At 70.1% G+C, this 21,524-nt stretch carries 23 protein-coding genes; 6 read left to right on the plus strand and 17 right to left on the minus strand.

Annotated features, from left to right (window positions below; all coding sequences use genetic code 11):
* Positions 1-14: 14 nt before the first annotated feature.
* Genes PGH47_RS36025 through PGH47_RS36035 form a run of 3 tightly spaced genes read right to left on the minus strand, consistent with a single transcriptional unit; the run spans position 15 to position 2,532 of the window.
* Positions 15-791 (minus strand): ABC transporter permease, encoded by a 777-nt coding sequence (locus PGH47_RS36025; protein WP_271668232.1) that lies wholly within the window; start codon positions 789-791, stop codon positions 15-17.
* Positions 791-1,567, minus strand: coding sequence for an ABC transporter permease (locus PGH47_RS36030; RefSeq protein WP_271666905.1), 777 nt, complete (start codon positions 1,565-1,567; stop codon positions 791-793). Before PGH47_RS36030 ends, PGH47_RS36025 begins: the two co-directional genes overlap by 1 nt.
* Positions 1,564-2,532, minus strand: coding sequence for an ABC transporter substrate-binding protein (locus PGH47_RS36035; RefSeq protein WP_271666906.1), 969 nt, complete (start codon positions 2,530-2,532; stop codon positions 1,564-1,566). The genes PGH47_RS36030 and PGH47_RS36035 overlap by 4 nt, the downstream gene beginning before the upstream one ends.
* Positions 2,533-2,698: 166 nt before the next feature.
* Between PGH47_RS36035 and PGH47_RS36040 the strand changes: the two genes are divergently transcribed.
* The gene (locus PGH47_RS36040) at positions 2,699-3,550 is read left to right on the plus strand and encodes an IclR family transcriptional regulator domain-containing protein (RefSeq protein ID WP_271666907.1); all 852 of its coding nucleotides are present in this window, start codon (positions 2,699-2,701) and stop codon (positions 3,548-3,550) included.
* Here the strand turns inward: PGH47_RS36040 and PGH47_RS36045 are convergent.
* The 4 genes from PGH47_RS36045 to PGH47_RS36060 all read right to left on the minus strand — a co-directional run bounded on the left by PGH47_RS36045 (position 3,465) and on the right by PGH47_RS36060 (position 6,620).
* Positions 3,465-4,406 (minus strand): PDR/VanB family oxidoreductase, encoded by a 942-nt coding sequence (locus PGH47_RS36045; protein WP_271666908.1) that lies wholly within the window; start codon positions 4,404-4,406, stop codon positions 3,465-3,467. The genes PGH47_RS36040 and PGH47_RS36045 overlap by 86 nt on opposite strands.
* Entirely contained in the window at positions 4,399-4,581 is a 183-nt protein-coding gene (locus tag PGH47_RS36050; RefSeq protein WP_030946501.1) for a hypothetical protein, read from the minus strand. Before PGH47_RS36050 ends, PGH47_RS36045 begins: the two co-directional genes overlap by 8 nt.
* Positions 4,578-5,645: an aromatic ring-hydroxylating dioxygenase subunit alpha gene (locus PGH47_RS36055; RefSeq protein WP_271666909.1), complete on the minus strand. Its 1,068-nt coding sequence runs from the start codon at positions 5,643-5,645 to the stop codon at positions 4,578-4,580. The genes PGH47_RS36050 and PGH47_RS36055 overlap by 4 nt, the downstream gene beginning before the upstream one ends.
* Before the next feature lie 513 nt (positions 5,646-6,158).
* Positions 6,159-6,620 carry an ATP-binding protein gene (locus tag PGH47_RS36060; RefSeq protein WP_271666910.1) on the minus strand — a complete coding sequence of 154 codons (462 nt, stop codon included), beginning with the start codon at positions 6,618-6,620 and terminating at the stop codon, positions 6,159-6,161.
* Positions 6,621-6,787: 167 nt separating this feature from the next.
* On the opposite strand from PGH47_RS36060, the gene PGH47_RS36065 reads away from it, so the two are divergent.
* On the plus strand, positions 6,788-7,165 hold the full coding sequence (locus tag PGH47_RS36065) for an STAS domain-containing protein (protein ID WP_271666911.1): 378 nt from the start codon (positions 6,788-6,790) through the stop codon (positions 7,163-7,165).
* Positions 7,166-7,257: 92 nt separating this feature from the next.
* Here the strand turns inward: PGH47_RS36065 and PGH47_RS36070 are convergent, their stop codons facing one another.
* A complete protein-coding gene (locus tag PGH47_RS36070) occupies positions 7,258-8,229 on the minus strand; it encodes an L-threonylcarbamoyladenylate synthase (RefSeq protein ID WP_271668233.1) in 972 nt (323 codons plus the stop codon).
* A gap of 349 nt (positions 8,230-8,578) precedes the next feature.
* Here PGH47_RS36070 and PGH47_RS36075 point away from each other — a divergent pair, with 349 nt between their 5' ends.
* Entirely contained in the window at positions 8,579-8,824 is a 246-nt protein-coding gene (locus PGH47_RS36075) for a hypothetical protein (protein ID WP_271666912.1), read from the plus strand.
* Between the two features lie 313 nt (positions 8,825-9,137).
* Here the strand turns inward: PGH47_RS36075 and PGH47_RS36080 are convergent, their stop codons facing one another.
* The gene (locus PGH47_RS36080) at positions 9,138-10,058 is read right to left on the minus strand and encodes an SCO1860 family LAETG-anchored protein (protein ID WP_271666913.1); all 921 of its coding nucleotides are present in this window, start codon (positions 10,056-10,058) and stop codon (positions 9,138-9,140) included.
* A gap of 224 nt (positions 10,059-10,282) precedes the next feature.
* Between PGH47_RS36080 and PGH47_RS36085 the strand changes: the two genes are divergently transcribed.
* Together PGH47_RS36085 and PGH47_RS36090 are read left to right on the plus strand one after the other, a co-directional pair.
* Positions 10,283-10,405 (plus strand): hypothetical protein, encoded by a 123-nt coding sequence (locus PGH47_RS36085; protein ID WP_271666914.1) that lies wholly within the window; start codon positions 10,283-10,285, stop codon positions 10,403-10,405.
* A gap of 121 nt (positions 10,406-10,526) precedes the next feature.
* Entirely contained in the window at positions 10,527-12,230 is a 1,704-nt protein-coding gene (locus tag PGH47_RS36090; protein WP_271666915.1) for a hypothetical protein, read from the plus strand.
* Positions 12,231-12,301: 71 nt separating this feature from the next.
* Here PGH47_RS36090 and poxB read toward each other — a convergent pair whose 3' ends face one another.
* The 6 genes from poxB to PGH47_RS36120 all read right to left on the minus strand — a co-directional run bounded on the left by poxB (position 12,302) and on the right by PGH47_RS36120 (position 19,152).
* A complete protein-coding gene (gene poxB, locus PGH47_RS36095; RefSeq protein WP_271666916.1) occupies positions 12,302-14,038 on the minus strand; it encodes a ubiquinone-dependent pyruvate dehydrogenase in 1,737 nt (578 codons plus the stop codon).
* A gap of 107 nt (positions 14,039-14,145) precedes the next feature.
* Positions 14,146-14,634 (minus strand): hypothetical protein, encoded by a 489-nt coding sequence (locus PGH47_RS36100; RefSeq protein WP_271666917.1) that lies wholly within the window; start codon positions 14,632-14,634, stop codon positions 14,146-14,148.
* 226 nt (positions 14,635-14,860) lie between these two features.
* Complete coding sequence (locus PGH47_RS36105) at positions 14,861-15,859, minus strand: sugar phosphate isomerase/epimerase family protein (RefSeq protein ID WP_271666918.1); 999 nt, start codon at positions 15,857-15,859, stop codon at positions 14,861-14,863.
* A 26-nt stretch (positions 15,860-15,885) separates the two neighbouring features.
* The gene (locus PGH47_RS36110) at positions 15,886-17,082 is read right to left on the minus strand and encodes a Gfo/Idh/MocA family protein (RefSeq protein WP_271666919.1); all 1,197 of its coding nucleotides are present in this window, start codon (positions 17,080-17,082) and stop codon (positions 15,886-15,888) included.
* A gap of 95 nt (positions 17,083-17,177) precedes the next feature.
* On the minus strand, positions 17,178-18,029 hold the full coding sequence (locus PGH47_RS36115; RefSeq protein WP_271666920.1) for a sugar phosphate isomerase/epimerase family protein: 852 nt from the start codon (positions 18,027-18,029) through the stop codon (positions 17,178-17,180).
* Between the two features lie 103 nt (positions 18,030-18,132).
* A complete protein-coding gene (locus PGH47_RS36120) occupies positions 18,133-19,152 on the minus strand; it encodes a sugar ABC transporter substrate-binding protein (protein WP_271666921.1) in 1,020 nt (339 codons plus the stop codon).
* Positions 19,153-19,300: 148 nt separating this feature from the next.
* On the opposite strand from PGH47_RS36120, the gene PGH47_RS36125 reads away from it, so the two are divergent.
* On the plus strand, positions 19,301-20,338 hold the full coding sequence (locus tag PGH47_RS36125; RefSeq protein ID WP_271666922.1) for a LacI family DNA-binding transcriptional regulator: 1,038 nt from the start codon (positions 19,301-19,303) through the stop codon (positions 20,336-20,338).
* A 45-nt stretch (positions 20,339-20,383) separates the two neighbouring features.
* On the opposite strand, the gene PGH47_RS36130 is transcribed toward PGH47_RS36125, so the two are convergent.
* Together PGH47_RS36130 and PGH47_RS36135 are read right to left on the minus strand one after the other, a co-directional pair.
* Positions 20,384-20,971 (minus strand): hypothetical protein, encoded by a 588-nt coding sequence (locus tag PGH47_RS36130; protein WP_271666923.1) that lies wholly within the window; start codon positions 20,969-20,971, stop codon positions 20,384-20,386.
* Positions 20,972-21,064: 93 nt separating this feature from the next.
* On the minus strand, positions 21,065-21,280 hold the full coding sequence (locus PGH47_RS36135; RefSeq protein WP_107908204.1) for a hypothetical protein: 216 nt from the start codon (positions 21,278-21,280) through the stop codon (positions 21,065-21,067).
* Positions 21,281-21,524: the final 244 nt, after the last annotated feature.

Raw genomic sequence — 21,524 nt, forward strand, 5'->3', positions numbered from 1 at the left:
TTCACGGTGTTCACTCAGGACCGCCGGGTGGTCGCGCGCAGTCCGTGGTACCAGCCGAGCACCCGGCGCTCGACCAGCTGGAACACGACGGAGAGCAGGAAGCCGAGCAGACCGAGGACGAGGATCCCGGTCCACATGTCGGGGATGGCGAAGCTGCGCTGGAACTGGACGACGGTGAAGCCGATGCCGTTGTTCGCGGCGAACATCTCGCTGATGACCATCAGGATGATGCCGATCGACAGCGCCTGGCGCAGCCCGGCGAAGATCTGCGGGCTCGCCGAGGGCAGCACCAGGTGCCGCAGCCGGGCGAGGCCCGAGACGCCGTAGGAACGGGCCGTCTCCAGCATCACCGAGTCGACCGCGCGCACCCCCTCCACGGTGTTGAGCAGGACGGGCCACACGCAGCCGCTCGCGATCACGACGATCTTCATGGTGTCGCCGATACCGGCGAACAGCATGATCACCGGGACCAGCACGGGCGGCGGCACGGCTCGCAGGAACTCCAGAGCCGGCTCGCACACCGCGCGCACCGCCCGGTAGGAGCCGATGACCGTGCCGAGCGCGACGCCGACCAGGGCGGCGAGCGCACAGCCCGCGAGCAACCGCAGCAGGCTCGGTACCACATCGGTGCGCAGCCGGTCGGCCGTCCAGACGTCCGGGAAGGTGTCCACGATCGTCCGCAGCGGCGGCCAGAACGGGTCCGTGCTGCCGGCCGACGCCGCCCACCACACGACGACCAGGACGACGGGCAACGCGATGACGAACAGCGCTCTGAGCAGCAGGCGCGCGATCACACCGCCACCTCCCCGCGCACCGACTGATGCCAGGCGAGCGCCCATCGCTCCACCGTGCGCGCGCCGACGTTGATGATCAGCCCGAGCAGGCCCGCGACCACGATGAGCGCGTACATCTCCGGCACCGCCTGTGAGGTCTGCGCCACCGCGATCTGCTGCCCCAACCCCGGTGCACCGATGACGAGTTCGGCGGTGATGGCCAGGATCAGCGCCACCGCGGCGGCCAGCCGCACACCGGTCATGACGTACGGCAGCGCGGTCGGCCACAGCACATGGCGGACGCGCGCCCAGGTGCCGAGGCCGTACGAGCGCGCCGTCTCCTCGGCGACCGGGTCGACGTCCTGGACGCCGTACAGGGTCTGGATCAGCACCTGCCAGAAGGAGGCGTAGACGACGAGAAGGAGGACCGACCGCAGTTCGGTGCCGTACAGCAGCACCGCGAGCGGGATGAGCGCCACCGACGGGATCGGGCGCAGGAACTCGATCGTGGAGGCCGTCGCCGCGCGCAGATACGGCACCACGGAGACGACGACGCCCGCGGCGACGCCCGCGCAGACCGCGATGGCCAGGCCCAGCGCCCAGCCGGTGAGGGTGTCGCCGAGGGCGTGCCAGAAGGAGTCGTCGGAGAGTTCGTCGCCGAGGGCCGAGGCGATCTTGCTGGTCGGCGGGAAGTACGCCTCCTTGACCAGGCCGAGCCGCGGCACCGCCTCGCCCAGGGCGAGGAAGGCCGCGAGCCCGGCCGCACCGAGTGCGACGTTCCTTCCGGGAGTCACGGCAGGAGCGCGTCCAGGTCGGGCGTCTTCTTGAACAGTCCGTCCTCCTCGCCGAGCTTCATGAGGGCCTCGATGGAGGGACGGTTCGCCTCTGCGGGCCACTTCGGCAGGACGACCTGCTCAAGGACCGACGCCGGGATCTTGGTGTACGTGGTGACGATCTGCCGTGCCTCGTCCGGGTGGGCCTCGGCGTAGGCGAGCGACTCGGCGGTCGCGTCCTGGAACTTCTCGACCACGTCCGGGTGTTGCTGCGCGTACTGAGTCGACGTGAAGTACATCGCGACGGTGAGTTCGGGCGCGACGTCGATCAGCGGCGAGGCGATCTCGCGGCCGCCCTGGCTGCGGATGGTGGCGGTCGCCGGTTCCACCACGCACGCGGCGTCGATCTGGCCCTGGTCGAGGGCGGCCGGCATCTGGTCGAAGGCCATCTCGACCAGTTCCACCTTGTCCGGGTCGCCGCCCGCCTGACGGACCGCCTGGCGTACCGCCGTCTCGTTGATGTTCTTCAGGGTGTTGATGGCGACCTTCTTGCCCTCCAGCTCCTTCGCCGACTTGACGGGGCTGTCCTTCTTGACCATCAGGCCGTTGAAGTCCTTGCCCCGCACGCCGGTCGACGCGATGCCGTTGGCGACGGCCTTCACGGGGACACCATTGGACTGGGCCACCATCAGGGACGTCACATTGCTGAAGCCGAACTGGAACTGACCGCTCGCCACACCCGGAACGATCGCCGCACCGCCCTGAGCGGTCGTGAACTCCAGCTTCAGGCCCTGCTTCTCGAAGAAGCCCTTCTTCTGGCCGAGATACAGCGGCGCGACATCGACGATCGGGATGAGGCCGAGTCTGACGGTGGTGATCCCGCCGGAGGACGCTCCCGCGTCCGGCGAGTCGCCGTCGGACGAGCCACAGGCCGTCCCGACGAGCAGCAGGGCGCCGGCGGCGAGACCGGCGGACAGACGACGCATGGCTCCTCCTGTACAGACAACGTGCAACGGTGTTCCGACAGGTTGTGCGCAAGGCGCACAGTAGTGCGCGGGGTTGCTCAGCGGGAAGGTAGAAGCCTCAAACGCATCCGGTCAATGGGTTCCCCAAGGTTCGCCGACAACATTGTTGACACTGCTGGAGGTTGCGATGTCCGACGAGGCCCGCGCACCGCACTTCGTGAAGTCCTTCGAGCGCGGACTCGCCGTCATCCGCTGCTTCGACGCCGACCATCCCGCGCGCACGCTCAGCGATGTCGCCCACACCTGCGACCTGACCCGCGCCGCCGCCCGCCGCCTGCTGCTGACCCTCGCCGACCTCGGCTACGTCCACCAGGACGGCCGCCTCTTCCGCCTCACGCCTCGTGTGCTGGAACTCGGTTACTCCTACCTCGCCGGCTACACCCTGCCCCAGATCGCCGAGCCGCATCTGGAGCAACTCGTCGCACAGGTACGGGAGTCGTCGTCGCTGTGCGTCCTCGACGGCGACGACATCGTGTACGTCGCCCGGGTCGCGACCCGCCGCATCATGACGGCTTCCATCACGGTGGGGACGCGCTTCCCGGCGTACGTCACGTCGGTGGGCCGGGTGATCCTCGCCCACGGTCCGAAGGAGCGGGTCGAAGTCCTCCTCGGTCGGGCCGAGTTGAAACCCCTGACCGCCCGCACGACCACCTCGCCGGACGCCCTGCGGGCGGAGCTCAGGCGCGTCCGCCGGCAGGGTTACGCCGTCGTCGACCAGGAGCTGGAGGAGGGGCTGATGTCGGTCGCCGCCCCGGTGCGGGACCGGGACGGCGAAGTGGTCGCGGCGGTCAACATCGCCGTGCACGCGGGCCGCAACACCGTGGACTCGGTGCGGCGGGACCTGCTTCCGCCGCTGCGCTCGACGGTCGCCGCGATCGAGGCCGACCTGCGCATCACAAGTCCAGGACCAACCGCTTCCCCCGGCAGCGGGACACACAGATCATCATCGTCTCGCCGCTCTCCTGCTCCTCCCGCGTGAGCACGGAGTCCCGGTGGTCCGGGGTGCCGTCTAGAACGTCGGTCTCGCAGGTCCCGCAGGTGCCCTCGGTGCAGGAGTAGAGCACCTCGACGCCGGCCGCCCGTACGGTGTCCAGCACGGAGACACCCGGCGCGACGGTGAGCGTCCGCCCGCTCTGCGCCAGCTCGACCTCGAACTCCGTGTCTCCACCGCCGAGTTGTTCCTTCGGCTGGAACCGCTCGACATGCAGCACCCCGGCCGGACACAACTCCTCGACGGCGTCGAGCAGCGGACCTGGACCGCAGCAGTAGACGAGGGTGCTGCCGGGGAGATCGCCGAGGGCGGAGGCGAGGTCGAGCAGCCCGGACTCGTCCTGCGGGGTGACGGTGACCCGATCGCCGTACCGCTCCAGTTCCTGGGTGAACGCCATGGAGCGACGGGTCCGGCCGCCGTACAGCAGCGTCCACTCGGCGCCCGCCGCCTCGGCGGCCGCCAGCATCGGCAGGATCGGGGTGATGCCGATGCCGCCGGCGATGAAGCGGTAGCGGGGCGCGGGCTCCAGCCGGAAGTGATTGCGCGGCCCGCGCACCCGGACCTTGTCGCCGCGCCCCAACTGTGCGTGCACATAAGCGGATCCACCGCGCCCGTCCGGCTCACGAAGCACGGCGATCCGCCACGCCGTCCGGTCGACGGGATCACCGCACAGGGAGTACTGCCGTTCCAGCTCCGGCCCGAGCGCGACGTCGATATGGGCGCCGGGCTCCCAGGCGGGGAGCGGTTCGCCGAGCGGGTGGCACAGGGTGAGCACGAGAACCCCATCGGCCGCGAACTCCCTTTGCTCGACGACGAGTTCGGTTTCGTGGACGACGTCACTCATCAACGGTGTTCCCTCGCGGCTCGTGCCCCTGGGGGTGGGCGAGCATCCACTCCCACATCTCCACCGGGTCCTGCGCGGTGTGCTCGCGCCCGCAGTGGCAGGTGCCGTGCAGGAGGTCGGTGCCCGGCAGCCAGTCGATGCGGTAGATCTCGCCGGTCGGACCGGTGCTGCTCACAGGACCTTCTCCACGGGCCTGTCGCCCTCCTCGACCAGCCGGGCGAGGATACGGCGGGCGGCCAGGCCGCCGGTGTCTATGTTGATGCTCAGCTCCTGGTAGCCGTGGCGTTCGGTGCCGAGGGTCCGCTGGAGCAGGTTGAGGGCGTCGACGTCCTGCATGACGACCGTGTGGTTGTTGCCGCGCAGGAACTCGGTGACCTCGTCGTCGTCCGTCGCCCAGTCCCGCGAGACCGCCCAGAAGTCGTAGACCTTGCCGTCGCCGGAGGGCGTGATGGCGTAGGTGACCTCGGTGTGGAAGCCGCCCGGGTCGCTGCCGTCCGGCTCGGGCACCACGCCGACGGGCGCCACGCGGCTGTGCAGCAGATACAGGCAGGGGGCGAAGTACTCGATGTCCTGCCAGCGGGTGATCCGGCCCTCGATGCCGGTCGACCTGGCGTAGAACGGCGGGCACTCGGCGTCGTCCATGTGCCGGCTCACCCGTACGATCCCGGCGCCCTCGTCGACCTCCGTGGTGATCGGCGTCTCGGCGACCTCGGGGGTGCCGATGTAGCCGCCGTGGAGGTAGGTCTCGTGGGAGAGATCGAGGAGGTTGTCGACGAGGAGGCCGTAGTCGCAGTCGATGGGCTCCATGCCGCGCACGGTGACCCAGCCGGGGGAGTCGAGGTGCCTGGCCCGCGGGATGACCTGCGGGTCGGCGAGCGCCGGGTCGCCGACCCACACCCAGATCAGGGAGTCCAGTTCGACGACGGGGTACGAGGCGACACGCGCCGTCCGCGGAACGCGTTTCTGCCCCGGCACGTACACGCACGTGCCCGTCGTGTCGTACGTGAACCCGTGATACCCGCACACGATCCGGTCCCCGTCGAGCCGCGTCGGCGCCTCCGACAGCGGGTAACGCCGATGCACGCACCGGTCGTGCAGCACGACCGGCGCCCCCTCCTCGGTCCGATACAGCACGAGCGTCTCACCGAGGATCATCCGCCCGAGCAACTCCCGCCCGACCTCGTGACTGTAGGCGGCTACGTACCACTGGTTCCTGGCGAAAGTCGTCATGTGCGGCATGGCTGCGGCTCCCGTCTCTGGCTGATGGCGACATCGTCCGGAAGGGCGCCGCTGCGCCGCAACACCTCTTCCGCCTCACGGAAGGGGCGACATAAGAGGCCTGTTCAGGCCGACTTCTATTTCTATGTGGCAACTCCCCGGCTGAGTACGGCAGATACAGCTGAGTCTTTCGGCTCCTTCGCGGGCGTCCTGCTCGTGATCGTCTTCTCAACCTCCACCGGCAGGCAGCATGACGAAGGGCTCCGCGAGGACGTGACTTGCGGGAGCCCTTCGGCCGTGCGATGCAGCACCACCCCGGGACGACGCCCCCGATTTGGTCGCCCGCCTCACCCTGTTCGCCGCCCACGCGGCTGAACTCATCCCCGCGTCCCTCCAGCAGGTACGCCCAAGGCACCGTGCTTCCCCGAGGTTGTGCCGGCGGAACTGCGCACAGCCCCGATCCGGCACGTCCCCTCACGGCCCCTTGGCCTGTGAACCGCGCAGGCGTGTAATGCGATCGACTGGAGTCCGCTCCTAGATGTCATCGTCGAGCAGGGCGATGCGGGCCGTGATGCGTTTGCCGACCGGCTTTCGCTGGGCCTCGAAGCCGTGTGCGACGGCCAGCACGATCTCCAGACCGTGCTGGCCGACCCGGCCGGCATCGGCTGCCCGGGCCTTGGGTAGGGCCGGGTCGGAGTCCCATACTTCGACTTCCACGACGTCACCGTCGGTACGGAGGTGCATCAGCACCGGGCCGGGGGCGTACTTGCGGGCGTTGGTGACCAGCTCACTGACGACCAGCTGCGTGAGGTCGATGCCGCGCTGCGAGACCGTGACCCCATGCTCGACCTGGGTGCGCTTCAGGAAGTCGGCAGCCAGATGGCGGGCTTGAGCAATGGTGGTGCCGTCTCCCTCAAGGGCCACGGTGGTCTGCAAGGCCGGGCGCCGGCCCCCGGTCGTGCCGTCCTCGCCCTGCTGTGCCGCTTCCCTCGTCACTGCCGTAGCTCCCCGTTCACATGCCGCGCCTACCCACCCGCGCACGATTGAGTCCCCGCGTATGGTGACGCCGAATGCGCCTTGCCGGCTCCACCGCCCGGAGGTGTTCTTCCCGACGATGCGGGGCATCACTTGGGGCGAGGATCCGAGCGTGCCAGGATCACGGCATGGCTGATGACGCATGGACGGGTACCGACCGGGCTGGGCAACTGGGAGAGCTGTCGGTCGTTGTCGCCGTCAACGGCGGCATACGCGTGGTGTCCGTCACAGGGGAGATCGACCAGCAAACCGCTGAACCGCTGCGGCAGGCCCTGGATATGAGCACTCCTCCCGGCCCGCGTGTCGTGGTCGACATGAGCGGTGTCAGTTTCATGGATTCCACCGGCATCAACATCCTCATCGCCGCGCACCAGGCTCTCTCCGAAGCCGGCGGCTGGCTGCGCCTGGCCGCCGTCACGGAACCCGTGCAACGCACGATCCAACTCGTCGGCCTTCACACCGTCATCGACTCCCGCGAGACCCTCGAACAAGCACTCCACAACTGACAGCCCGACAGCGCTTGGGCCACATCGGCTCCGCGTCCGAGCGTCGTCGGCTCTGACGCAATACAAAGGCCGTACGGACTCCGAAGGGCCGGTCAGTCGGTGGGCCGGGGCCCCGCGGCGCGGCGGAGCCGGTTGGCGATCGCCAGTCCCAGCCCTTCCTCCGCCGGCAGCGACGCGACGATGACGTCGCATCCTTGCTGGTCGAGCTCGCGCAAGAACCCGTAGAGCCCGCGTGCGTAGGCGGGCATCGAAGCGGGGACCGTCACCACGGCGTGCGCCTTTACCGGGGTGTCGGCATAGGAGGCGGGAAGGAAGACGCCCACCTGGTGCCCCGTCTCCTGCGCGAGCTCCGCCTCGGCGACGACCTTCCCCGGCTCGACGAGGACGACCCGCGCCCGCGGCGCGTAGTGCGACGGATGCTGGCCGGGCACGCGAACACGGCTCGTCGAAGGAACTGAGAGCGGGAACCCCAGAGCTGCTTCGAGGTCCTCGCGCGTCACCCCGCCGGGCCGGAGAACGCTCGGCTGATCGCCCGTGGCGTCGACGATGGTCGACTCGACGCCGACCGTGCAGAGGCCGCCGTCCAGCACGCAGTCGACGTCGCCACCGAGTTCCGCACGGACGTGGTCCGCCGTGGTGGGGCTGACCGCTCCGAAACGGTTGGCGGACGGGGCAGTGACACCGCCGAAGGCCGTCAGCAGCGCCAGCGCGACGGGATGGTCGGGCACGCGCACGGCCACGGTCTCCAGACCGCCCGTCGCTTCGAGCGGCACCCGTCGGCCGCGCCGCAGGACCAGCGTCAGCGGCCCCGGCCAAAAGCGTTCGGCCAGCAACCGCGCGGCTGCGGGCACATCCTCGACCCAGTCATCCAGGTGTTCTGCGCCGCCGATGTGGACGATCAGCGGGTGGGAGGGCGGGCGCCCCTTGACCTGGAAGATGCGCGCGACGGCGGCGGGATCCTCGGCATTGGCGCCCAGGCCGTAGACCGTCTCGGTCGGGAAGGCCACCAGACCCCCGGCGCGCAGCACACCGGCCGCCTGCTCGATATCAGTGGTTCTTGCCATCACCTTCGCAATGCTCCCACTACTCCACTCCCGCACGTTCCGCGTTCCCCCACCCACAGCCGCACCGAGGTCTCCCCAAGCACACGATGGGAGGAAAAGAGACGCCAACACATGCGTTGTGACCGAGCCGAAGTCATGCACAGGGTTGTCCGTTGTCCGGTGCCGGATGCCCGTTGCGAGATCACCGTCGTGGGTCTCTGACCGGATGCTGCGGATCGGACAGTGATTCGCGCCGGGTGTGCGGGCGTCGTTGCCTGAAGACGATGACTGACCACGGAGCCGACCTGCTGATCCGCGCCGGCGCGGTGCACACGCTGGTGCCCGGTCAGGCCCCGCAGCGGGCACTGCCGTGCGCGCCGACGACATCACCGTCTTCCCCGTCACCGACCCGGCCGCCACCGTCGTCAGCCACGGCCACCCCGGTCTCGTCGACACCGTCCTGGTCGCCGGCCGCGTCGTCAAACGGGACGGAGCCCTGGTCGGGGTGGACCTGCCCGCGCTGAAGACGCGCCTGACCGCCTCCCGTGACCGGGTCGCAGCGGCCGCCGGCGTCCGGCTCGACCGCACCTGGCGTCCCCGGTCCGCACCGAAGTAGCCGCACCGGGCAAACCCAGCGGTCGGTAGTCGGCGCGACACTGGCGCTGCTCTCCCCTGAGGCCTGAGCATTGGTCACCACTGTGCGTGATCGGTTCCCATGGACGGTGACCTTCAGTGCCTGGCCGATTTGCTCGACGGTGGGCAGGTCGTCGCCGTCCGAGGAGATTGGCGCTCAGCTCACCCACGAGGTCGGCCAGGCCCGTCCGGACCTGATCGCGGACCCCCATCAGGGCTGGCGCAGCCCCAGGGCTCGGACTTCCCGTGCCGGGGCCGGCTGCCCGTAGGGTCAGTCACTCGACTGGGTACCGGGGTCAGGAGTGCCTGCGGCTGCGGGCGCGGGCGAATGCGACGGCGCTCCCGCCCACGGTTACGAGGAAGGCTCCGGCTGCCAGGATGTAGGGCGTGAGCAGGCTGCCGCCGGTCTTGGCCAGGTGGGTCTCCTTGGAGTCAGTGACTGCGGGTGTGATCGACTCCGTCATGGATGGCGCGGGGCTGTCGGATGCCGGCCGCGGGGACCGGCAGGTGGCCTGCGCCAGGGTCACGGTGCCCTCCACCTTTTCCACGCCCAGCTTCAAAGGATCTACGGACACCTGCAGTTGGAGTGAGGTGGCGGCGGCCGTGCTGCCGGTCACCTCCTTGTGGGACAGGGAAACCCGGACTGTGCCCACGCCCGGGGCCTCGACGGCGACGGTGCGGTCGGGCGCCAGTGAGACCTGTTCGCCCAGGACCGCGATAGGGCCCAGAACCTCGGACTTGGCGGACGGCTGCTGTCCGGCGACGCAGACCGCGGCCGCCGTCACCTCTTCGACCTCGAGCAGCGGCAGCACCGGAAGCCCGGGTAGATGAACACGGGCCCGCACGAGGTGGGACATGCCCTCCGCCCGGCTCTTGGCCACGTCGGCTCTGGCCATGGCGACGTCGGCCTCCAGCAGATGGACGGGGCGATCGCCGTTGACGTGGTCGAGAGTGACGTCGAGGGTCTTCTTCTCGGCGGTCGCCGGCGCCTGAACCTCGTTGAGCGAGGCGCGCAGGGGCATGAGTCCGCTCGCCCCGAGACTGGAGACGTCCAGCGCGGCACGGAACACTGCTGCGGTGGCTCTTCCCTTGGGCCTGTCGGTGGCGGGACCGGCAGCGGCTTGAGCCGTGACGGCCGAGTTGGCCATCAGCAAGCCGCAGGCTGCCAGGGCGGCGAGGCGGCGGGCGTAGGCAGTCAGAGGAGGAAGACCGGTCAACGTTCTGTTTCCTTGCACACGGTGAGATGGGGGGCGCCGGTGCCTGCCGGAGCGGCAGGCGGCAGCAGGGCTCCATCTTGCTGAGACATGAGCGACAAGTCGGGCACCACGCCCACCATTCACCACAAGGTGGATGTTTGCGGGCTCCAGTTCTAACCACGTTCTAGCCACGGCTGAGTGCGCTCGCGGTCTGGACTTGAATCGGATCAAGGCAAGAGCGGGGGGTGCCCCTGATCTCTATGGTCAAGGTGGAGGGCCAGGATGGAGGTATGGCGATCTGGTTCCGCACCACCTACTACGAGGACGAAGAGCTCTGGCTGTACTTCGAGGCCGGTCGATCTCGGTGACGTAAGCCGCACGCCCGGTCGATAAGGTGTGCGTTCGTCGGTGATCGACTGTGCGCGGCCGGCGGCCGTTGGGGAGGGGCTGGTTGTGGGCAGGTTGCCCGGCGTATTCGCACTGCCCAGAATGCTGCGGCACTTCGCGGCCACTGGGGACGGACTGCCGCCGGACGGGGCGGTGGAAGTGGACGCGCCGGATGCCGGTCTGCGGGCCGCGCTGTCCGCGGCGCGGTCGGGAGCCTGGGAGGCGGCGGCGGAGTTGCTGGCGCGGACGCGCGTCGACCGGGACTGGGACCGACGAGGCCAGTACAGCGCTGGGCTCGCCGAACTCGCTCTGCACCACACCGGATGGTTCGACGAGTGGCGGCGCGCGCGACCCGGCGACCCCGACATCGCCCTGGTCGCCGCCGAGTTGGAGATCGACCGCGCCTGGGAGATCCGTACCGCCGCGCGTGCCCGGTATGTGTCGCGGGAGCAGTTCCAGGCGTTCCGCACGGTCCTGCGCGACGCGATACCGGTCCTGCGTACGGCTGCAGACCTCAACCCCGAAGACCCTGTCCCCTGGCGGGTGTTCATCGCGCACGCCATGGGACTCGGCGCTCCGCGCGAGGTGTTCGACGAGTACCTGGCTCGGGGCCGCGCGGCGGATCCGCATCACATGGGACTGCACGCCCGCGCGGTGCAGTACCTGGCGCAGAAGTGGTACGGCTCGCACGAGGAGATGTTCGCGTTCGCCGAGTCGGCCGCCGCCGCGGCCCCGGATGGGTCACCGCTGCGCGGTCTGCCACTGCACGCGGTCACCGAGTACGCGCTGGAGCACGAGGCGGGGATCGGGAAGGGGCCGGTGGCCTGGTCCCGTATCGAGGGGCTCGTCGAGGAGGGACTGGAACTGTCGGCGAGGTTCGAGCCCGGTGACCGGCGGGCGGCGGGCTTCCGTAATCACCTCGCGCTCGCACTGATCCGCTCCGACCGTGAGGCCGAGGCACTGGAGGTCTTCCGGCTCATCGGCAGCGACGCGCGCACATTCCCGTGGGCCTACCTGGGCGATGCCCGGGAGACGTTCCTGCTGATGCGCCAGGGAGTACGCGCCCATATCGCCCGCCGGACACCGTACTTCGGCGGCTCCGTGCCCGCGCCGGCAACGGACGGACCGCCGGGACCCACGGACACGTCGATCGCGGCAACGCCCCCTGCCGCTGCTCCGGCCGTCGCGCACTGTGGTGCGCCGCTGGGCGAGGTCCGGGACGCTGTTCTGATCACCGGCACCACCATGCGTCTCGCGCCGGCGCCCGGCGGAGGCACCTTCGTCGAGACGGCACCCTCGGCCGATCCGCCGGGACGACGCAAGGGCATGCGTACGACGCTGCTCGGGGAAGGCGGGCTGCCCCGCCTGGCCGCCACGTTCAGCCGGGGTGAGAAGTGGCCGGTCCTGGTCGTGGCCAAGGAGGGCGCCGACTACACGCTCCAGCTCTACCGAGACGGCCGTCTGGTGGCCGCCCACGTGTGGTGGGAGGACCCCGCGGAGATGCCGACGCAACAGGAAGCGGCGGAGCGGGCGACCGCGCTGACGGCGGCCTACGGGAAGACGGACCACCGGCCCCTGGCCGCCGCGTTGCGTGGCACCGGTGATCCACGGCGGCACCTCGACGAGGCCTTCGCCGCGCTGGGGCTGCCGACCCTCCCCGCCGGCTTCGGGCAGCGACCGGAGCCCTTGGCCGAGGCTCGGGGGGCGCGGCTGGTGGAGCGGCGGTCCTTCCTGCGTGCCGTCAAGGAGACGCTGTCATCGGGGAGCGACGGCACCTCCGGCGGAGAACTGCCGCCCTTGTCCTGAGCAGGTACGTTGCCTTGAGGGTTCGCCTGGGTCGCCCGGGCCGTCGTGCGGGTGATCCCCCGTCCGGCGACCTACTCGAGGCTGAGCTGGCGCATGTTCGTCTTCGTGAGTTCCACGATCTCGTCGCCGCGCCCGGAGAGGATCGTGCGGGTGGCGAACAGGGTGAAGCCCTTGATCTGCTCCAGGGTGAGCTTTGGAGGAAGTGAGAGTTCCTGGCGTTCGGTGTGGACGTCGACCAGCGCGGGGCCGTCGTGGGCGAAGGCCGCCCGCAGTGCGTCCTCCAGTTCGTCGGCGCGTCGGACTCGGGAGGCGTGCAGGCCGGCCGCGCGGGCCTGGGCGCTGAAGTCGGGATTGTCCAGGCCGGTGCCGTAGGTGACGACGCCGGCGGCCTTCATCTCCAACTCGACGAACGCGAGCGCCGAGTTGTTGAAGACGACGACCTTCACCGGGAGGTCCAGTTGTCGCAGCGTGATCAGTTCGCCGAGCAGCATGGCCAGGCCGCCGTCGCCGGAGAGTGCGATCACCTGGCGGCCGGGATGGCTGGCCTGGATGCCGATCGCGTGCGGCAGCGCGTTGGCCATCGAACCGTGGTTGAAGGAGCCGATCAGCCGCCGCTCGCCGTTCATGCGCAGATGGCGCGCCGCCCAGACGGTGGGTGTGCCGACGTCGGCGGTGAAGGCCGCGTCGCGGGCCGCGAGACGGTCGATGGTCGCGGCGACGTGCTGCGGGTGCAGAGGCGAGTCGGTGGGCTTGGCCTCGGCCAGCCGGTCCAGGCGGGCGCGTACTCGCTCGTAGTGGCGGCGCATCGTCCTCAGGTAGCCGTCGTCGTCCCGACGGTCGAGGAGGGGGAGGAGTGCCCGGGCGGTGTCCTTGACGGTCCCGACCAGCGGGACCTCCACCGGCGTACGGCGTCCGATGTGCTCACCGCGCACGTCGACCTGCACGACGGACGCCTTCTGCGGATAGAACGAGCGATACGGGAAGTCGGTGCCCAGCATCAACAGGGCGTCGCAGTGCTCCATCGCCCGGTAGCCGGAGCTGTAGCCGATCAGCCCGGTCAGGCCCACGTCGTAAGGGTTGTCGTACTCCAGGAACTCCTTGCCCCGCAGCGAGTGCACCATGGGTGCCTTCAGCGCCTCGGCCAGTGCCACGGCCTCCTCGTGGGCCCCTTCGCAGCCGGCCCCGGCCAGGATCGTCACCCGCTCCGCGGAGTTGAGGACCCGCGCGGCACGGGCCAGTTCGCTGTCGTCCGGCCGCATGTGGGACGAGGTCTTGACGATCGGGTGCGCGGCGGGTCCGTCGGGTGCCGGCGCCAGGAACAGTTCGCCGGGGACGACCAGCACCGCCACTCCGCCGCGTTCGAGCGCGGCGCGGATCGCCATTCCGAGGAGCCAGGGCACCTGCTCGGGCATGCTCGCCAGTTCGCAGTACACGCTGCACTCACGGAACAGCAGCTCGGGATGGGTCTCCTGGAAGTATTCGCTGCCGATCTGCTCCTGGGGAATGTGCGCGGCCACCGCGAGCACCGGCACCCGGCTGCGCTGTGCGTCGAACAGCCCGTTGATCAGGTGCAGGTTTCCCGGCCCGCAACTGCCGGCCGCGACCGCGAGACGCCCCGTCACGCCCGCCTCGGCCGCGGCGGCGAAGGCCGCGGCCTCTTCGTGCCGGACGTGCCCCCAGGCGATACCGCCGTCACGGCGCAGCGCGTCGGTGAAGCCGTTGAGGGAGTCTCCGGGCAGGCCGTACACCCGCTGCACACCGGACGCCTTGAGCGTGGAAACGATCAGGTCAGAGACCGTGTCGGCCATGATGGGACGCCCTCCTGACGGGGGCCGCGGACGGCGGTGGGAGCACCGCCGCAGGTCCTGCCCTCAGGATCGCCCGGCTCGGGGAAGGCCGCACCCGCTGCCCGGGTTCAGCAACGCGCGGGTACACCGCCGAGCAGCCGGTTGAACACACTCACCGTCACCACCGCGTAGGCGAGGTGGGGGACGATGTCGGAGATCCAGTCGGACGTGGCCCAGGTCCGGGGATCGGTCACCCCGAGTACCGTCATGGGCCCGTTCGTGGCCACCAACGCCCCCAGCACGGCCACCGTGTACTGGGCGCCGCGCGTCGGACGCCAACCAGCCGCGTGCCCCAGCCCCAGCATCACGCCCATACCGGTCCCGGCCGCCAGGCCCGTCAACGCACCGAGAGCCGAGACCCGGCTCTCCTCGGCCTGACCCTCTCCCGGGATGCGCACATGGAGCTCTTGCGCCAGCCTGCGCACTGTCGTCTCGGGTGTGGAACTGGCCGGCCGGCCCCGCACCACCATGTCGCCGTAGGAGACGACGTCGAGCGCCGTCGCACCCGCGGCGCCGGCGGCGGCCCCGTACAGCAGCGGGCCCGTGACACACACCATGGAAACCCTCCTACGGCTCGCACAGGGGCAGGGCCCGAGCAGGCCGCGAGGCGCATGCGGAGGCGTTGCGCACCGGACGGCAAAGGCGAGCAGGGCCACGAGTCCCTGCTCGTGCCGGCCGTCCCGACGACCCACTTCTCCCCTCAGAATGCGCCCCCTGCGCCTCCCACGCCACGGGACGGCGCGCGTCGACCACGCGCGCCGCCACCGTCCGGCCGGGCTTCGCTCAGAGTGCGGCCGCTGCGCCCCGCAGGTTCTTCGCCGCCAGTGCCAACCCCTCCGTCTGGGAGAACGCAGCGTCCTCGTGCTCGATGTTCACCGCCATGTCCGGGTCGACCTCGGCGAGGGCCCGCAGGAACTCCGTCCAGAAGGGGACCTCGTTGCCGAGGCCGACGGCGACGAATTTCCAGGCCGGGTTCTCGGGCCAGGTGTTGCACCAGAAGCCGTAGCCGGTGGGGACCTTGCCCTCGGCTTCGGCGGGGACGCGGGTGAAGGAGGTGTCCAGGACGCCGCGGATGTCGGCGCCGGGGCACAGCGTCGCGTCCTTCGCGGCGGCGTGGAACACCAGCGGGCCCAGCCACTTGATGCAGGCGATGACGTCCATGCCCTGCCACATCAGGTGCGACGGGTCCATCTCCGCGCCGACGTTGGTCAGGCCGCCCGCCTCGACCAGCCGCTTCAAAGTGACCGGCGAGAACACGAGGTTGTGCGGGTGCATCTCGATGGCGACCCGGACGTCGTTCTCCCGGGCGAGCGCGTCGATCTCCTTCCAGAACTCGACGGCCACACCCCACTGGTAGTCCAGTACGTCCATGTAGACGCCGTCCCAGGGATTGACGACCCAGGACGGGTACTTGGCGTCGGGGTCCGAGCCGGGCGTGCCCGACATCGTGACCACGTGCCGTACACCCAGCTGGCCGGCCAGGCGGATCGTGCGCCGCAGGTCGTCCGCGTGCTTGGGGCCCACCCCCGGCAGCGGGTTGAGCGGGTTGCCGTTGCAGTTCAGGCCGGTCAGTTCCATGCCCCGGTCCGCGAAGACGGCCAGGTACTCCTCGCGCGCCGTCGCCGAGGAGAGCAGCAGGTCGACCGGGCAGTGGGGCGAGGGGATGAAGCCTCCGGTGTTGACCTCCACCGAGGTCAGACCGTTCTCCTTGAGGATGTCGAGGGCCTCGGTGAGGGTGCGGTCGTGCAGACAGGCGGTGTACGCGCCGAGCTTCAGGGCCATCGGGTGTCTCCTTCGGTAGGGGGCGATCAGGCGACGGGCGGGACGGTGACCGCCGCGCCGTCCCTGCGGGAGGACTCGACGACGGCCTGGATGATCTCCATGGTCCGCAGCGCGTCGGCGAAGCCGGCGCACGCAGGCAGCGGCTCGGCGACCCCCGCGACCTGGTCGAGGAACGCGCGGGCCTGATAGGTGAAGTTGTCGCCGTTGCTCGCGCCGACACCGGCCGCCTCCATCGGCACGCCACCCGCGAAGTACGGCATCTGCGGACCGGCGATGACCTGCCGGGCGCCGCGCGTACGGGCGTCGGGCTGGGCGTCGTCGAAGAGGTACTCGGCGGGCCGGTGCTGGTCGAACGCGGCCCGGCCGCCGACGCCGAGGACGTCGAAGAACAGCCCGTTCGGCAGGCCGAAGCCGGTGCGGGTGACGGAGAAGGTGCCTACGAGACCGGAATCGAAGCGGGCCGTGAACGTGGCGGTGTCCTCGTTCTCCACCTCGCCGAACTCGTCCGAGACGGGAGCCGCGTTGTGCCCGACGACCGCGCCCAACGGCAGCGGACGCTTGGTGATCTGCGTCGAGAGGGAGGCGCCGGAGACGGAGGTGATGGGTCCGGCGACGTACTCGGCGACGTCGATGACGTGCGAGCCGACGTCCCCCAGCGCGCCGGAACCCGGGCCGCCCTTGAAGCGCCAGCTCAGCGGGCCATTGGGGTCAGTGGCGTAGTCGCACCAGTAGCGGCCGCTGAAGAGAGTCGGATCGCCCAGCTCACCGGCGCGCACGTGCTCGCGGATCGCGGCGACGGCGGGCGCGCGGCGGAAGGTGTAGCCGACGGCCGTCACCACCTCCGCAGTGCGCTCCAACTCGGCCATGGCGCGCGCGTCCCGCATCGAGCCGGCCAGCGGCTTCTCGCACAGCACATGCTTGCCGGCGGCGACCAGGGCCTCGGCGATCGGCCGGTGCAGGGCGTTGCCGACGACGATGCTGACGGCGTCGATCGCCGGGTCCTCGGCTACGGCCTCCCAGCTCGGCAGCGCCTTCTCGAAGCCGTAGCGGCGGGCGGCGTCCTCGGCCAGCTCCACATGGGCGTCGGCGATCGCGGCCAGCCGGACCGGCGGCAGCCCGGCGCCGAAGACCGTGTTGACGTTGCGGTATCCGGCGGCGTGGCTGCGCCCGGCCATGCCGGCTCCGATGACCGCGACGGAGAGGGGTCGGGTGGACGTGGTCATGGAAGTGCCTTTCACGGACGAGGGGTGGTCGGCCGGCGAATTGCCGGCGGAAGCGCGACTCGAACGGCCTGACGGAGAGGCCCCGGCATTACGGATCACTTCGCCAGAAACTCGGTGATCTTCTCGCGCATGAAGACCGACGACTCCTTCGCCCGTTCCTCCCAGGCGAAGACACAGGCCGTCAGCGTCCCGTCGAAGCCGTTCGCGCGCAGTTCGCGGAAGAGTTCGTCGAAGTCGACCTCGCCCTCCCCGATGTCCAGGTGCTGGTGGACGCGGGCGGACGTGCCGGGCGGGTTGAGGATGTAACGGTTGCCGGAGGACGCCGTGTGGTCGAAGGCGTCGGCGAGGTGGACATGGGTGAGCAGGTCGCCCGCGTACCGGATGATGCCCGGGGCGTCGGTGCCGATGTGGAACGTGTGCGGGGCGCAGTAGAGGAAGCCGACGTTGGGGTGGTTGATGCCCCGGATCAGGTTGACCGCGTCGTAGCCGTTCTCGACGAAGTCGTCGGGGTGCGGCTCGACGGTCAGACGAATGCCCTCGCGCTCGAACAGCGGCAGCAGTTCGTCCAGCGACTTCCAGAACTGCGCCTCGCTGCGGTCGGGATCCTCGGGCCGTCCGTTGAACTCCGAGATCATGCTGTCCACACCGAGATCGGCGGCGATCTGGATGGACCGCTTCCAGTACCGAACGGCCGCCTGCCGGGCTTCCTCGTCCGGGCCGGACCAGCGGAACAGCGGCAGGATCGAGGAGACACCCACTCCGGCCGTGTCCAGCGCCTTGCGGAACTTCCGGACCGTCGCGTCGTCCACGCGAGGGTGGCGGAAGAACGGGATGAAGTCCTCCCGGGGGGAGAGCTCGATCCACTCGTACCCCAACTCGGCGACCACGGAGGGCAGTTCGAGCAGCGGGACGTGACGGATCATGTACGGGTCGAGGGCGATCTTCATGAGGGAATGCCTTCGGGTGGGAGGGGCGGGGCGGATCGTGCGTCGCCGGGGCCGAGGGCGGGCGGTACGGTTGCCGCCGGCTCGGCCCGCTGGGTCGCGCCCGTCACCGGGTGCCCTTCGCGGCGAACCCGGCGATGGCCTCGACGTTGGACTTGTCGACGAACGCCGGACCCGTCAGGATCGGCGCCTCACCGCCGCCGCTGTAGTTGCCGTTGTTCTTGTGGAGCCACAGGGCGTCGACCGCCAGATAGCCCTGGAGGTAGGGCTGTTGGTCGACGGCGAACTCGACGGAGCCGTCCCTGACGGCCGCGATGAGCTCCTTGTTGAGGTCGAACGTGGCGATCTTCGCCTTGCTGCCCGTCTCGTCGACCGACTGCACGGCCGTCAGCGCGACCGGGGCGGCGAGCGTGACCACCTGGTCGATCGAAGAGTCCTGCTTGAGCTTGGCGGTGATCGTCGACTTCACCGAGGGCATGTCGGCACCGTTGACGTAGAGCTTGTCGGTCCTGCCCTTGAAGCCCTTCTCCACACCGGCGCAGCGCTGCTCCAGGTTGACGGCGCCCTGGACCTGCACCACGCACAACGCGTGCTCGGCGCCGGTGCCGTTGAGCCTGGTGCCGAGCGCCTCGCCGGAGATGGCCTCGTCCTGGCCGAAGAAGGACAGCAGGCCCTGCTTCTGCCAGTCGGTCATGCCGGCGTTGAAGCCGACGACCGGGATGCCGGCCTTGACCGCCTTGGCGACCACGTCCTTCAGCGCGTCCGGCTTGGCGAGGGTGACGGCGATGCCGTCGACCTTCTGGTCGATCGCGTTCTGCACCAGGTTCGCCTGGTCGGCGGCCGTCTCGTCGTTGGAGTAGATCAGCTTGACGTTGTCCTTGGCGGCGGCGGCCTCGGCGCCCTTGCGGATGGTGTCCCAGAACGTGTCGCCGGAGGGCGCGTGGGTGACCATCGCGATCGTCATGCGGGGCGTGGTGGCCTTGCCGGCGGACACACCGCTGCCGGCGTCCTCGGCCTGCTTGCCGCCTGAGCCGCTGGAACAGCCGGCGAGGACCAGCGCGGCGGCGATGGCCGCGGCCATGGTGGGGGCGACTGCGCGGGGGTGGGGGAGGGGTGTGCGACTCATGCTGAATGCACCTCACTGTGCGACGACGCCGGAGACTGGCTTTGTCGGTACAACAGGATCTTTTAAAGCGCTTTAAGTCCTGGTACTATCAGTCCGGTTTCACTGATGTGTCAAGGGTGTTGCGCCAGAGAATTGCCGGGAGGTCCGAGTGGGCGACGTCGCATCCGGGCGTCAGCGAAACGGCACGAGCAAGCGCCCCCGGCTGGAGGACGTAGCGGCCCGCGTGGGCGTGTCGACCGCGTCCGTGTCACTGGTGCTGCGCGGTGCGCCCGGCCCCAGCGAACGCACCCGGCAGCGGGTCCTGAAGGCCGCCGCCGACCTCGGCTACCAGGTCGACCGCACCGCCAGCACGCTCGCCAGCCGACGCAGCCGACTGCTCGGCGTGATGATCGACGTGCACAGCCCCTTCCATGCCGAGCTGGTCGAGCATCTGCACACCGAGGCCGAGGAGGTCGGCTACGACCTCGTCCTGAGCACCCAGACCCGCACCCGCGACGAGCACACCGCCGTCGAGACGCTGCTGGCGTTCCGCAGCGAGGCGCTGATCCTGCTCGGTCCGACCGCTCCCGCCGACACGCTCGTCTCCCTGGACCGCAAGGCCCCGGTCATCGTCGTCGGCCGGCGGATCGCCGACGGGGATCTGGACGTGGTCCGCAGCGCCGACGACGAGGGGGTCGGCCTGCTCGTCGACCACATGGTGGGCCTCGGTCACCGGGCGATCGCGCACATCGACGGCGGCAAGGGCGTGATCTCCACGGACCGGCGCCGCGGATACCGCACGGCCATGCGGCGGCACGGTCTCGACGCGCACATCAGGGTGCTGCGCGGCGACAACACGGAGGCGGCCGGCGAGCGCGCCGCCCGCCAGCTCCTCGACTCCGGCGATCCGCCCACGGCTGTCGTCGCCTACAACGACCAGTGCGCCATCGGCGTGCTCGCCGCCCTCCAGCGTGCCGGGGTGGCCGTCCCCGGTGAGGTGTCCGTGGCCGGCTACGACGACGACACGCTGTCCCGCCTGAGCTGCTTCAACCTCACCACGGTCAGCCAGGGCGCCCGGGAACAGGCCCGGTACGCGGTCGCCGCCGCGGTGGAGCGCCTGGACCAGGACCGGGCCGAGCCCCGCGAGGTGGTGCTCACCCCGGAACTCGTCGTGCGCGGCACCATCGCCGAGCCCCGCGACGGCTGACCGGGGATCGGGGGTGCCCCTCGATGGGGCGGCGCCGTGCTCGGCTCAGCCCAGGGATCGTTCGAACGTGAGGCCCAGGTGCCGGTGGAGTGCGTCACGCTGCTCGGCCGTGGCCAGGACCATGAAGTCGTCGTCGAGATGAGGGCCCTCCTGCTCGACGCAGCGGAAGTCCCTGGGGTCGTCGTCGGGGCTGAGCGCTTCGATGGCCTGCTGTGCGGCTCCCATGTCGAGGTAGTCGTTCGACTCCTGCTCTACGCCGAAGGAGAGCGGCTTGCCGTTGCGGGTGAAGTGCATCGTGCCCAGGCCGCAGTCCTCGTCGTCCGGGTCGGTCTTCTCGAAGCGGTAGTCGGAGACCGTGACCTTGCCGCCGGTGAGGGCCGCGGCCTCGTTCAGGAGCCACTCGTAGTGCGCGTCGGCGAAGTCGACGTCCTCGGAGTGGATGGCCACGGCCACCCCGAACGATTCGAGTGCACCGGCGATCTCGTGCCGTCTCTTGATCGGCTCGGCCGCGTAGGAGGCGGCCTCGTCCAGGACGCTCCGGGCCTTGTCCTCGGTGATCATTCCGAGGCCGGTGAGGACTTCGGCTATCCGTACGTAGGTGATCGCCTGGGTATTCGCCTGGATATTCGCCACGCCGGCATCCTGCCAGGCTCACCGTTCCGGCGGCTTGTACGCGGGCTCAGGCGCGGGTGCTGTGACCTCGGCCCACCTGCCCGGCGGCTCCCGTCAGTCGCCCCCGCGATCCATGACCCGGCGAGCGGCCTCGGCCTCCGCGGCCGGCGGTGACAGTTCGTCGAGGGTGTCGAGTTCGTCGTCCGATTCCAGCTCGCGTTCCCAGGCCGCCGCAAGGCGTTCTTGCTCCTGGCGCGGCTTGGCGCCGACGGCCTCGCGCTGCTCCGGGTCCAGGGCCGCCAGGAATCGTCCGACCGGGTCCATGGGCATACGGTGCTCCTCGCTGCCGGAAGGGGTGCCGCCCTGCCCAGCATGGCTGAACACTGCGCCCACCCGCCTCCCGACACCGCCACGGAACACCCCGTTGGTCCCTTGGACGGCGGACCGGAGGCCGCCATCGGCGGTCGCTCCGGCACCGCATGCCGGGGCGGCATCGCTTCGGGCACCGTGGTCAAGGGGTCGACGACCCGTTCGTCCCGATGTGTCGTCTCTCTCCTGACCACGGCCCCGGCGC

It is taken from the genome of Streptomyces sp. HUAS 31 (genome assembly GCF_028198125.1).
In the GTDB taxonomy this organism is placed as follows: Bacteria; Actinomycetota; Actinomycetes; order Streptomycetales; family Streptomycetaceae; genus Streptomyces; species Streptomyces chartreusis.

Coding starts and splice junctions, on each gene's coding strand:
- PGH47_RS36035 (WP_271666906.1), bottom strand. CDS start 2,532: ATGCGTCGTCTGTCCGCCGGTCTCGCCGCCGGCGCCCTGCTGCTCGTC.
- PGH47_RS36040 (WP_271666907.1), top strand. CDS start 2,699: ATGTCCGACGAGGCCCGCGCACCGCACTTCGTGAAGTCCTTCGAGCGC.
- PGH47_RS36045 (WP_271666908.1), bottom strand. CDS start 4,406: ATGAGTGACGTCGTCCACGAAACCGAACTCGTCGTCGAGCAAAGGGAG.
- PGH47_RS36055 (WP_271666909.1), bottom strand. CDS start 5,645: ATGCCGCACATGACGACTTTCGCCAGGAACCAGTGGTACGTAGCCGCC.
- PGH47_RS36065 (WP_271666911.1), top strand. CDS start 6,788: ATGGCTGATGACGCATGGACGGGTACCGACCGGGCTGGGCAACTGGGA.
- PGH47_RS36070 (WP_271668233.1), bottom strand. CDS start 8,229: ATGGCAAGAACCACTGATATCGAGCAGGCGGCCGGTGTGCTGCGCGCC.
- PGH47_RS36090 (WP_271666915.1), top strand. CDS start 10,527: ATGCTGCGGCACTTCGCGGCCACTGGGGACGGACTGCCGCCGGACGGG.
- poxB (WP_271666916.1), bottom strand. CDS start 14,038: ATGGCCGACACGGTCTCTGACCTGATCGTTTCCACGCTCAAGGCGTCC.
- PGH47_RS36100 (WP_271666917.1), bottom strand. CDS start 14,634: ATGGTGTGTGTCACGGGCCCGCTGCTGTACGGGGCCGCCGCCGGCGCC.
- PGH47_RS36105 (WP_271666918.1), bottom strand. CDS start 15,859: ATGGCCCTGAAGCTCGGCGCGTACACCGCCTGTCTGCACGACCGCACC.
- PGH47_RS36110 (WP_271666919.1), bottom strand. CDS start 17,082: ATGACCACGTCCACCCGACCCCTCTCCGTCGCGGTCATCGGAGCCGGC.
- PGH47_RS36115 (WP_271666920.1), bottom strand. CDS start 18,029: ATGAAGATCGCCCTCGACCCGTACATGATCCGTCACGTCCCGCTGCTC.
- PGH47_RS36120 (WP_271666921.1), bottom strand. CDS start 19,152: ATGAGTCGCACACCCCTCCCCCACCCCCGCGCAGTCGCCCCCACCATG.
- PGH47_RS36135 (WP_107908204.1), bottom strand. CDS start 21,280: ATGCCCATGGACCCGGTCGGACGATTCCTGGCGGCCCTGGACCCGGAG.